Source organism: Bradyrhizobium sp. USDA 4461 (genome assembly GCF_054055655.1).
The window spans coordinates 5,844,979-5,856,774 of sequence record NZ_JBSRXM010000001.1; the positions used below are offsets into that span (position 1 = coordinate 5,844,979).

The following is an 11,796-nucleotide window of genomic DNA, read 5'->3' on the forward strand; positions in this document are numbered from 1 at the left end:
GCGCCTTTCCGCTGATCCTGAGCGACTGTGAACCAATCCAGCCGTCATTGCGAGCGAAGCGAAGCAATCCATCTGCCCGCAGACGCGGTTGGATGGATTGCTTCGTCGCTATCGCTCCTCGCAATGACGACGGAAGCCTAATGCCGCGCCAGCAGCACCACGACGATCAGCGCCAGGATCGCGCATAGCACCTTCCAGAACGTCACGGGATCGCGGTCGTGCAGCGATTTGCGGGTGGCGACGGCGGGGCCGGCCCAGGTCGCGCCGTTTTCCAGCTCATGCGCGAACTCGATGGCGTCGCCGAAGCGTTGCGCGGGCTCGACGCTGAGCGCCTTGCCGATCACGGCATCGAGCCAGGCCGGCAGGTCCGGCCGGTAGCGTGACAGCGGTGCCGGCTTGCCGAACCGCGGCCGCGAGAACGGCTCGATCTCGCCGAACGGATAGTTCGCGGTGAACATGCGATACACCGTGACGCCGAGCGCGAACAGATCCGACGCCTCGTCGCCGGCGTTGCCGCCGAACAGCTCGGGCGCCATGTAGCTTGCGGTGCCCGGGATGTCCTCGGCGGGAAAATCCTCCAAGAGCGGCACGCGCGCGACGCCGAGGTCGACCAGGCGCAGCCCGCCGTCTTTCAGCAGGATCACATTGTCCGGCTTGATGTCGCGATGGATGATGCCGGCGCGGTGCAGCGCCGTCACGGCGCGCACCAGCTTGGTTGCGATCGCGATACCCTCGGTCAGCGACAGCCGCGGCGCGCGGCTGAGCCGCTGCTCCAGCGTCTCGCCCTCATAGAGCGGCATCGCCGAATAGAGCCTGGTCTGGCGCTCCGCCGGCACCTCGATGATCTCGCCGATCCACAGGCTGCGCACGCGCGCGGCAACCCAGGCCTCGCGCACGAAGGCGAGGCGATAGGAGCCTTCGCTTGCGACCCGCGGATGCGGAAATTTCAGCACCACCTCGCGGCCGGCGCGCGTGTCGACGGCCTTGAACAGGCGGCTGTAGCGCCCGTCGGACAGCACGTCGCCGAGCGCAAAATCGTCGATCACCTCGCCGCTCTCCGGCAGGTCGAGGATCGGCAGCGTCGCGATCGCGTGGGTGAGGTCGTCGCGATCCGCCGGCGGCAGGTCGACGACGTCGAGCACCAGCGCCGTCGTGTTGTCGCTGCTGCCGGCCGCGAGCGCGGCATCGACGATACTGCGCGCCGATTCGTCCGGCGGCGTGCGCTCCTCGAGCAGCTGCTGGAGGCGGGGATCGCCGATCGCGCCATGAACGCCGTCGCTGCAGATCAGGAGACGGTCATGTTGCCGAAGTCCGACCGAGGTGGTGTCGAAGCGGGCGAATTCCTCGAAGCCGATGGCGCGGCTCAGCATGTGGGCGAGGTCGCCGCGGCCGGCGATGTGATCCTGGGTCAGGCGTTCCAGCCGCCCCTCGCTCAGACGATAGGCGCGGGTGTCGCCGATATGGATCACATGGCATTGCCGCCGCGACAGGATGATCGAGGAGAACGCGCAGGCCATGCCGCTGCGCGCGACATCGACGCGGCCCTGGCCGTAGATCCAGCTGTTGGCGGCTTCCAGCGCCCGCGCGGCACGGCGGCGGACGCCGAGCGTCTCCGGCAGCGAATAATAGGCGTCGATGAAGCTGCGGACCGCGACCTCCGCAGCCTCGCGTCCGCCCTTGTGGCCGCCGACGCCGTCGGCGACCGCGGCGACCACGTCGCGATGCAGTGTGCCCGGCTGGCCGAGGCAGGCCGCGACGTAATCCTCATTGGCGGCGCGCTTGCCGGTCTCGCTGGCAAAGCCGAAGCGAACGCCGAGATCCCTTTGCAGATCGCGCTGCAATGCCACGTCCGGGCCCGTCCTCTCCGGAGCGGGCGATCAGACGCGCGCTCCCGACACCGCGCCCCAGGTGGTGCGCCAGCGGACCTTGACCATGGCAAGTCCGATGAAGCCAAGCAACGCCAGGGCGCCGAAGAACAGGAAGCCGGCGCCGAACCCGCCGGTCATGCCATTGGCGTAACCGAGCGTCTGCGCCAGGAAGAAGCCGCCGACGCCGCCGGCGCAGCCGACCAGCCCGGTCATCAGGCCGATCTCGTGGCGGAAGCGCAACGGGATCAGCTGGAACACCGCGCCATTGCCCATGCCGAGCGCCAGCACGCCGATCGAGAACAGCAGCACCGAGACCCAGGCGATCCGCGGCAGCTCGGTCAGCGCCCAGCCGGCCTGCGTCGGCGCGGTCGGGCCCTCCGGCATGAAGGCGATCACCAGATAGGCGGCGACCACGACGCCGAACAGGATCGACAGTGAACGAATGCCGCCGATGCGGTCCGCGATCATGCCGCCGACCGGGCGAAAGCCCGAACCGAACGCGACGATCAGCGCGACCAGCATGCCGGCCGCCACGCCCGAGACGTGATACTGCACGGTGAAATACAGCGGCAACGCGTTGGCGAGGCCGACGAAGCCGCCGAAGGTGATGAAGTAGAAGAACATGAACCAGCGGCTGTCGGAATCCTTCAAGAGCGCGCCATAGGCCTTCAGCGAGATCGGCTTGCGCTCGCCCGGCGCGTCCTTGGCCGCGACCGCATAATAGGCGAGCACCATCAGCATCGGGATCAACAGGCAGCCGAACACGGCCTGCCAGCCCCAATGTTCGGCGATGCTCGGGGCCAGCAGCGTGTCGAGCACGACGCCCATGTTGCCGGCACCGGCGATCCCCATCACCACGCCCTGATATTGCGGCGGATACCAGCGGCTCGCCTGGGGCAGGGCGACCGCGAACGAGGCGCCGCCGACGCCGAGCGCAAGCCCGAACAGCTCGATCGCGAGCTTGCTGGTCAATCCGAAATGCCAGACCGACGCGGTCGCTGCGATCACGATGAGCTGGGCGATGATGCCGGTGCGCTTGGCGCCGATGATGTCGGCGAGAATGCCCATCGGCACGCGCAGCAGCGCGCCGGCGAGCACGGGAATCGCGACCAGAGTGAACTTCTCGTTCACCGCCAGATTCATATCGCGTGCGATGTAGACGATCAGCGGCCCGAGCGCGACCCACGCCATGAAACTGATGTCGAAATACAGGAACGCAGCGAGCAGGGTCGGCCAGTGACCTGCCTTCTTGAACTCGGCTAGCTTCATCGCACACGTCTCGCGGTGATGCGGCAGAGGCAGCCGCTGAACAGCGGCCATCCCGGGCGCAGATAAAATCGAATGTGGGTGAATGCATGAGTGCGCTCGTCGTTGAGACGCACTCCGTCAACTACAGAGGTCAGCAATTACCGTGCCATCGAATCGATCGCGTCGCTTTGCCTTGCAGTCGCAAGACGTTGCAAAGAGATCGCGGACCGCGTTCGGTGCGCGCGATTGGCGTGGCTCGCAGCAAGGGCCGCCGCGCAAACGCGCACCCTGATGCTTTCTTGTGCGATGCGCCATGTGCGCGCGATGGCACATCGATCGCGGGTTCGCGATCGTCACCACGGCCGCAGATGCTGTGCTGCACAAGAGATCATCGGCGTGGCTAAAAAATCGGCCAGCTGCGGTCGCGCCGCGCGGCCGGCCAGATTCGAGGTCGCCAGAAACCCATTGATTTTGCAGCGAGATTCGTCCGCCGCGAACTGGCACGCGTTTTGAATATCAGTCAATAACGGAACATCGATCGTCATTGAGGACGGTCTGCGCCCGCGGCTGGGCTTCCTAACAACTCCAAACCTGATCGGTGTCGATCGACGACGCGCGCCGCGTCGCTGAGCACCGTCGTCGGAATTGAAAGGCAGACCATGCTCGACAAAGTGACCAAGCAGAAGCTCGTGGTGATCGGCAACGGGATGGCCGGCATCCGCACCGTGGAGGCGCTGCTCGAACGCGCGCCCGATCTCTACGACATCACCGTGTTCGGCTCCGAGCCCTACGGCAATTACAACCGCATCCTGCTGTCGCCGGTGCTCGCCGGCGAGAAGACCGTCGACGACATCATGCTCAATACCGTCGACTGGTACGAGGACAACAACATCACGCTGCGCAAGGGCGAGACGATCTCGATGATCGATCGCCGGACCTGCGAAGTCGTCACCGACGCCGGCGATCGCGTGCCCTATGACCGGCTGCTGATCGCGACCGGCTCGAATCCGATCATGCTGCCACTGCCCGGCAAGGACCTGCCGGGCGTGATCGGCTTCCGCGACATCTATGATGTCGATCGCATGATCAAGGCCTCGACCGACTATCGCAACGCGGTCGTGATCGGCGGCGGCCTGCTCGGCCTCGAAGCCGCCAACGGGCTGATGAAGCGCGGCATGAACGTCACGGTCGTGCATCTGCTCGACACCCTGATGGAGCGCCAGCTCGATCCGGTCGCCGGCGGCCTCCTGCGCAAGTCGCTGGAAGAGCGCGGCATGGTGTTCAAGATGCCGGCGCAGACCCAGGCGATCCTGGGCGAGGAGCGCGTCACCGGCGTGCGCTTCGGCGACGGCACCGAGCTAGCGGCCGATCTCGTGGTGATGGCGGTCGGCATCCGCCCGAATTTCGAGCTCGCCAAGAAGGCCGGGCTCTATTGCGAGCGCGGCATCGTCGTCTCCGACACCATGCAGACCTATGACGGCCGCATCTACGCGGTCGGCGAGTGCGTGCAGCATCGCCGCCAGGTCTACGGCCTGGTGGCGCCGCTGTTCGAGCAGGCCAAGGTCTGCGCCAACCATCTCGCGATGAAGGGCTTTGCCACCTATGACGGCTCGGTCACCTCGACCAAGCTGAAGGTCACCGGCATCGACCTGTTCTCGGCCGGCGACTTCGCGCCGGGGCCGGACAAGGAGGAGATCGTGCTGCAGGACGCCAACCGCGGCGTCTACAAGCGCATCATCCTGAAGGACAAGAAGATCGTCGGCGCGGTGCTCTACGGCGACACCATCGACGGTCCCTGGTACTTCCAGCATCTGCGCGACGGCACCGACGTCTCGCATATGCGCGAGCGCCTGGTGTTCGGCGCCGCCAATCTCGGCGACGGCGGCGTCAGCGGCCAGAACTCGGTCGCCGCGATGAGCGACGAGACCGAGATCTGCGGCTGCAACGGCGTCTGCAAGGGCGCGATCGTCAAGGCGATCTCGGAGAAGAAGCTGTTCACGCTCGACGACGTCCGCGCCCATACCAAGGCGTCGTCGTCCTGCGGCTCCTGCACCGGCCTGGTCGAGCAGGTGCTGGCGTTCACGCTCGGCGGCGACTATTCGGCGGCGCCGAAGGTCAAGCCGCTGTGCAAATGCACCGATCACAGCCATGACGACGTCCGCCGCGTCATCGTCGAGCAGCAGCTCAAGACCATTCCGGCCGTGATGCGCTTCATGGAGTGGAAGACCCTGAACGGCTGCCATTCCTGCCGTCCGGCGCTGAACTACTATCTGCTCGCGACCTGGCCCGGCGAATATCGCGACGACCAGCAGTCGCGCTTCATCAACGAGCGCGTCCACGCCAACATCCAGAAGGACGGCACCTATTCGGTGGTGCCGCGGATGTGGGGCGGCGTCACCACGCCGAGCGAGCTGCGCGCCATCGCCGATGTCGCCGAGAAGTTCAACATCCCGACCGTGAAGGTCACCGGCGGCCAGCGCATCGATTTGCTCGGCGTCAAGAAGGAGGACCTGCCGGCGGTGTGGGCCGATCTCAACGACGCCGGCATGGTGTCGGGCCACGCCTACGCCAAGGGCCTGCGCACGGTGAAGACCTGCGTCGGCTCCGAATGGTGCCGCTTCGGCACCCAGGATTCCACCGGTCTCGGCGTCAAACTCGAGAAATTCATGTGGGGCTCCTGGACCCCGGCCAAGGTCAAGCTCGGCGTCTCCGGCTGCCCGCGCAACTGTGCGGAAGCGACCTGCAAGGACGTCGGCGTGGTCTGCGTCGATTCCGGCTACGAGATCCATTTCGCCGGCGCCGCCGGCCTGCACATCAAGGGCACCGAGTTTCTGACCAAGGTCGAGACCGAGGACGAGACGCTCGAGGTGATCGTGGCGCTGACCCAGCTTTATCGCGAGGAGGGCTGGTATCTCGAGCGCATGTACAAATGGTGCGACCGCGTCGGTCTCGAGCAGATCCGGAAGCGGGTGGTCGACGACGTCGCGAACCGCAAGGCGCTGTTCGCCCGTTTCGCCTATTCGCAGCAGTTCGCGCAGACCGATCCGTGGGCCGAGCGCGCCAGCCACGGCGTCGACCGCAACGAGTTCGCGCCTCTCGCCGAATTGGAGCTCGCATGACCAGCTGGATCGAAATCGGCGCGCTCGACGACATTCCGCGGCTCGGCTCGCGCGTGGTGCGCACCCCTGGCGGCAACATCGCGGTGTTCCGCACCGAGAGCGACGAGGTGTTCGCGCTCGACGACCGCTGCCCGCACAAGGGCGGGCCGCTGTCGCAGGGCATCGTGCACAACAAGCGCGTGACCTGTCCGCTGCATAATTTCGTCATCGAGCTGGCCACTGGCCAGGCGGTCGCGCCCGACGAGGGCTGCACGCATACCCATCCGGCCAAGGTCGAGAACGGCGTGGTCTGGCTGGCGGTGCGGCAGGCGGCTGCGGTGAGCTGAGCGGTCAGGGAACGAAGCGGCAATGCCGGTCAAGACCACGTGTCCCTATTGCGGTGTCGGCTGTGGCGTCATCGCGTCAAAGGACGCGGCGGGCACTGTCCGGGTCGAAGGCGACAAGGAGCATCCGGCCAATTTCGGCCGGCTCTGCAGCAAGGGCTCGGCGCTCGCCGAGACCATCGATCTCGACGGGCGCTTGCTCGAACCAATGGTGGATGGCGCGCCGGCGGCGTGGGACGACGCGCTCGATCGCGTCGCCGACGGCTATAGCCGGATCATCCGCGAGCACGGGCCCGACGCGGTCGCGTTCTATGTCTCCGGCCAGCTCCTGACCGAGGACTATTACGTCATCAACAAGCTCGCCAAGGGTTTTGTCGGCACCGCCAATATCGACACCAATTCGCGGCTGTGCATGGCCTCCAGCGTCGCCGGTCACAAACGCGCGTTCGGCAGCGATACCGTGCCGGGCTGCTACGAGGACCTCGAGCAGGCCGAGCTTCTGGTGCTGGTCGGCTCCAACGCCGCCTGGTGCCATCCGATCCTGCACCAGCGCATGCTGGCGGCCAAGGAGAAGAACCCGGCGTGCAAGATCGTGGTGATCGATCCGCGCCGCACCGCGACCTGCGAGGGCGCCGATCTGCATCTGCCGCTGCGCTCGGGCAGCGATTCCGTGCTGTTCAACGGGCTGTTCGCCTTTCTGGCCGGCAGCAATGCGGTCGATCGCGCCTTTGTCGGCAATTGCACGACCGGGATCGTCGATGCGCTCAAGCAGGTCGGCGGGCAGAGCCTGGCGCAGACCGCTGCGACCTGCGGCCTGACCGAAGGCGCGGTCGGATTGTTTTTCGACTGGTTCACCAAGACCGAGCGCGTCGTCACGCTGTATTCGCAGGGCATCAACCAGTCATCGAGCGGCGTCGACAAGGTCAACGCCATCATCAACTGCCATCTCCTGACGGGGCGCATCGGCCGTCCCGGCATGGGGCCGTTCTCGCTGACCGGGCAGCCCAATGCGATGGGCGGCCGCGAGGTCGGCGGGCTCGCCAACCAGCTCGCCGCGCATATGGAGCTCGAGAATCCCTCGCATCGCGAGCTGGTGCAACGGTTCTGGCGCGCGCCCGTGATTGCGGAGAAGGGCGGGCTGAAGGCGGTCGACATGTTCGACGCGATCGCCGACGGCCGCATCAAGGCGGTGTGGATCATCTCGACCAATCCGGTGGTGAGCCTGCCGGATGCCGACCGCGCCCGCGCCGCGCTCGAGGCCTGCGAGCTCGTCGTGGTGACGGACTGCATGCGCGATACCGACACCACGCGGCTTGCCGACGTGCTGTTGCCGGCGCTGGCGTGGGGCGAGAAGGACGGCACCGTCACCAATTCCGAGCGGCGGATCTCGCGGCAGCGGCCGTTCCTGGCGGCGCCGGGCGAGGCGCGCGCCGACTGGCGCATCATCTGCGACGTTGCGCAACGCATGGGATATTCCGGCTTCGGCTACGCGTCGGCCGCCGAGGTGTTCCGCGAGCATGCCGAATTGTCGGGCTTCGAGAATGACGGCAAGCGCGATTTCGACATCTCGGCGCTGGCTGGGCTCGACGACGACGGCTATGACGCGCTGGCGCCGATGCAGTGGCCGGTGACGTCGGAGCATCCTTCCGGCACGCCGCGGATGTTCGAGAGCCAGCAATTCTTCACGCCCGACCGCAAGGCGCGGTTCGTGCCGGTCGCGCCGCGCGCGGCGCGCAACGCCACCAGCCGCGACTTTCCGCTGGTGCTCAACACCGGCCGTATCAGAGATCAGTGGCACACCATGACCCGGACTGGAAAAACCGGACGGCTGCTGTCGCATATCTTCGAGCCTTATGCCGAATTCCATCCCGAGGATGCACGCCAGGCCGGCCTGCAGAACGAAGGGCTGGTGCGGCTGACCAGCAGCTGGGGCGAGATGATCGCGCGCGTCGTGGTCAGCGCCGACCAGCGCCGCGGCTGCGTGTTCGTGCCGATGCACTGGAACGAGGAGTTCGCCGGCGAGGGCCGCGTCAACGCGCTGGTCAACCCAGCGGTTGATCCCTTGTCCGGCCAGCCGGAATCCAAGCACACGCCGGTCAAGGCCGATCCCTACGCGCCGCAATGGCACGCCTTCATCCTGAGCCGCGGTGCGATCAAGCGTCCGGCGTCAGGCTACTGGGTTTACGGCAAGGCCGGCGATGGCACGCGGCTGGAGCTCGCGCTAGATGCCCGCCCGGAGAGCTGGCGCGACTGGGCAAGGACGCAGCTCGGCCTCGACGGCGTCGAGATCGAATGGATCGCCTATCGCGATCCCGCGGCGGGACGCTTCCGTTACGCGGCAGTGCGCGACGGCCGGCTCGAGGGCTGCGTCTTCATCGCGCCCGATCACGCGCTGCCGTCGCGGGCCTGGCTGACCGGGCTGTTTGCCGAACAGCAGCTCTCGGCCAACGCGCGGATGTCGCTGCTGGCGGGACGGCCGTTCGGCGCGGGCGAGGATGTCGGCCCGATCGTCTGCTCCTGCTTCAGCGTCGGGCGGCACCAGATCACAGCCGAGATCAAGAAGGGCGCCGCCAGCGTCGAGGCGATCGGCCGCTGCCTGAAGGCCGGCACCAATTGCGGTGGCTGCAAGCCCGAGATCGGCAAGCTGATCGGGGCCACCGCCCAACCGCGGCAGGCGATCGCGTCCTGATTTCCGCTGCCGGTACGAAGCACGCGAGCATGATCTCTTCGGAAACCGCTTCGCACTTTTCCGGATCACGCGCTAACAGCCGCGGCAGATGCTCTTCAGCTTGCTGTTGAGCAGGCGGTCCTCCTCGTCGGAGGCTGCCTTGGTATAGGCATCGTTGCCATGGCGCTTGTCGTCGGCAAATCCGCCGCCGCGACTGCCGCCGCCGGCATGCATGCCGTGGCTGTGGCCGCCGCCATGGCCGTGGCCGCCGCGCGCCTCGGCGGGCGGCATCGCGGCCGCAACCAATGTCAGCAGTCCGACCGTCATGATCGTCCGCATCGCGTCCTCCTCCTCGTCGCGGCAGGATAGCGCCGGCGCTGAGACAAATCGGTGTCGGCGATCTTCACAATTTCGCGTGGCGGCAGGACGGGGCAGGGCCGGTTCCGGCCGGTGCGCCGCACATAGGCCGCCCGGAGATGGCTTCATGCCGACAATGCAGTGCTCGCGACAGCAAAATGGTGTATCGGCAAGCGCTGGCGGCCGCGAACACGGGCAGGGCCCGGTCCGGCGCCGGACAATCAAGATTGAGCAAGAAATCGGAGGAATGCTTCATGTCGGCTCTGCCACTCTCGGGCATCAAAGTTCTCGACCTGACGCGGGTGCTCGCGGGCCCGCTGTCGGCCCAGATGCTGGCGGATCTCGGCGCCGAGGTGATCAAGATCGAGCGGCCCGGCGGCGGCGATGACGCCCGCGCCTTTGGCCCGCCCTATCTCAAAGATCCCGAGGGCAAGGCGAACAACAACAACTCGTTCTACCTCTGCGCCAACCGCAACAAGAAGTCCGTCACCGTCAACATCGCCAAGCCCGAAGGGCAGGCGATCATCCGCGAACTGGCCAAGTCGGTCGACGTGATGATGGAGAACTACAAGGTCGGCGACCTCAAGCGCTACGGCCTCGACTACGACACCATCAAGCAGATCAACCCCGGCATCATCTATTGTTCGGTCACCGGCTTCGGCCAGACCGGCCCCTATGCCACGCGTGCCGGCTATGACGCGATCCTGCAGGCGATGGGCGGGCTGATGAGCGTCACCGGCCATATCGACGGCGAGCCCGGCGCGGGCCCGATGAAGGTCGGCCCCTCGATCGTCGACTACATGACCGGCATGAACACCTCGATCGGCATTTTGTCGGCGCTCTACCATCGCGACGCCAACAACGGCGAAGGGCAGCATGTCGACGTCTGCCTGTTCGACACCGTGATCGCCTCGCTGTCGCACTGGCTCCAGATCTATCTTGTCAACGGCAACATGCCGCCGCGCCGCGGCACCTGGGGCAATGGCGGCATGCCGGCCGGCGTGTTCCGCTGCACCGACGGCGAGCTGATGCTGGTGGTCGGCAATGACGGCCAGTTCCAGCGCACCTGCGCGGTGCTCGGCGAACCCGAGCTTGCCAACGACAAGCGCTTCGTCAAGAACAACGACCGCGTCGTGCACGGCAAGGAGATCATGGCGATCTTCGCCGGCCTGTTCCTGAAGCAGCCGGTGGCCTATTGGCTGGAGAAGCTCGAGGAGGCCGGCGTGCCGTCCGGCCCGATCAACAACTTCGAGCAGGTGTTCAGCGATCCACACGTGCAGTCGCGCGGCATGCGGGTGAAGGTCGACCATCCCTTCGAGCCGAACCTGTCGCTGATCCGCAACGCGCTGACCTTCTCGGGCACCCCGATCACCGACTACCGCGCCCCGCCGCTGCTCGGCGCCGACACCAAGGACGTGCTGGCGACCATCGGCTATGATGAGGCCAAGGTCGAAGGCCTGAAGGCGCAGGGGATTTTGTAGGAGTAGGATTCGAAACCGCGCGCGCTGCAGTTTTCCCGTCATCCTGAGAGAGTGTGAATGTATTCAGTGTCGTCCTGGCTTTCGCCAGCACGATGACGTGGGGGGCCGCTCACTACAATTTCTCAGACCGTCATCCTGAGGAGCGCGTAGCGCGTCTCGAAGGATGCGCGGCCCGGCTGGTGGCGGTCGATCCTTCGAGACGGCCGCTGCGCGGCCTCCTCAGGATGACGGTGATAGAGCAATCGGGTTCAGCACACTTCGACCTGTATCGAAGCATCATTGACACCAGCCTGCTAGATTGGCGCCATCGATCCCTCATCGCAGGTGCCAATCATGAAACGGGAAGTGATCCGCGTCGAACCGATCTCGAGCTGGCTGGAGCGCTGGAAGGCGCCGGCGTCCGCGGTCACCCGCGCCGGCAACATGGTGTTCGTCTCCGGCCTGCCGCCGTTCGATCCGGCAACCGGCGAGATCGCGGCCGGCGCATCGATCGAGCGGCAGAGCGAGCTCGTCATGGAGCAGCTCAAACAGTGCCTCGCGGTCGCCGGCGCCTCGTTCGACAATGTGATGAAGTGCAACATCTTCTGCACCTCGGCAAAACACTTCGCGACCTTCAACGCGATCTACCGCAGATATTTCGCTGACGAGCTGCCGGCGCGGATCTTCGTCTGCATCCCGGAATGGACCGGGCCGTTCGACATCGAGATCGACTGCATCGCGATGGTGTAGGCG

9 protein-coding genes are annotated in these 11,796 nt (G+C 66.2%); 5 read left to right on the plus strand and 4 right to left on the minus strand.

The genetic code is table 11. The features are described from left to right. Positions 1 to 137 precede the first annotated feature (137 nt). The 3 genes from ACVINW_RS27340 to ACVINW_RS27350 form a co-directional block, all read right to left on the minus strand. On the minus strand, positions 138 to 1,847 hold the full coding sequence (locus ACVINW_RS27340) for a protein kinase domain-containing protein (protein WP_456754164.1): 1,710 nt from the start codon (positions 1,845 to 1,847) through the stop codon (positions 138 to 140). 30 nt (positions 1,848 to 1,877) lie between these two features. Beyond that, the gene (locus ACVINW_RS27345; RefSeq protein ID WP_456754165.1) at positions 1,878 to 3,137 is read right to left on the minus strand and encodes an MFS transporter; all 1,260 of its coding nucleotides are present in this window, start codon (positions 3,135 to 3,137) and stop codon (positions 1,878 to 1,880) included. A gap of 332 nt (positions 3,138 to 3,469) precedes the next feature. Next, positions 3,470 to 3,661 carry a hypothetical protein gene (locus ACVINW_RS27350; protein WP_456754166.1) on the minus strand — a complete coding sequence of 64 codons (192 nt, stop codon included), beginning with the start codon at positions 3,659 to 3,661 and terminating at the stop codon, positions 3,470 to 3,472. 114 nt (positions 3,662 to 3,775) lie between these two features. Between ACVINW_RS27350 and nirB the strand changes: the two genes are divergently transcribed. Genes nirB through ACVINW_RS27365 form a run of 3 tightly spaced genes read left to right on the plus strand, consistent with a single transcriptional unit; the run spans position 3,776 to position 9,247 of the window. Beyond that, entirely contained in the window at positions 3,776 to 6,235 is a 2,460-nt protein-coding gene (nirB, locus tag ACVINW_RS27355) for a nitrite reductase large subunit NirB (RefSeq protein WP_456754167.1), read from the plus strand. Then, positions 6,232 to 6,561: a nitrite reductase small subunit NirD gene (nirD, locus tag ACVINW_RS27360; RefSeq protein ID WP_456754168.1), complete on the plus strand. Its 330-nt coding sequence runs from the start codon at positions 6,232 to 6,234 to the stop codon at positions 6,559 to 6,561. Before nirB ends, nirD begins: the two co-directional genes overlap by 4 nt. 22 nt (positions 6,562 to 6,583) lie before the next feature. Further along, positions 6,584 to 9,247: a nitrate reductase gene (locus ACVINW_RS27365; protein WP_456754169.1), complete on the plus strand. Its 2,664-nt coding sequence runs from the start codon at positions 6,584 to 6,586 to the stop codon at positions 9,245 to 9,247. A gap of 72 nt (positions 9,248 to 9,319) precedes the next feature. On the opposite strand, the gene ACVINW_RS27370 is transcribed toward ACVINW_RS27365, so the two are convergent. Then, positions 9,320 to 9,565: a hypothetical protein gene (locus tag ACVINW_RS27370; RefSeq protein ID WP_456754170.1), complete on the minus strand. Its 246-nt coding sequence runs from the start codon at positions 9,563 to 9,565 to the stop codon at positions 9,320 to 9,322. A gap of 272 nt (positions 9,566 to 9,837) precedes the next feature. Here ACVINW_RS27370 and ACVINW_RS27375 point away from each other — a divergent pair, with 272 nt between their 5' ends. Both ACVINW_RS27375 and ACVINW_RS27380 read left to right on the plus strand, forming a co-directional pair. After that, a complete protein-coding gene (locus ACVINW_RS27375) occupies positions 9,838 to 11,064 on the plus strand; it encodes a CaiB/BaiF CoA transferase family protein (RefSeq protein WP_456754171.1) in 1,227 nt (408 codons plus the stop codon). 333 nt (positions 11,065 to 11,397) lie between these two features. After that, a complete protein-coding gene (locus tag ACVINW_RS27380; RefSeq protein WP_456754172.1) occupies positions 11,398 to 11,793 on the plus strand; it encodes a Rid family hydrolase in 396 nt (131 codons plus the stop codon). The last annotated feature ends 3 nt before the right edge of the window (positions 11,794 to 11,796 follow it).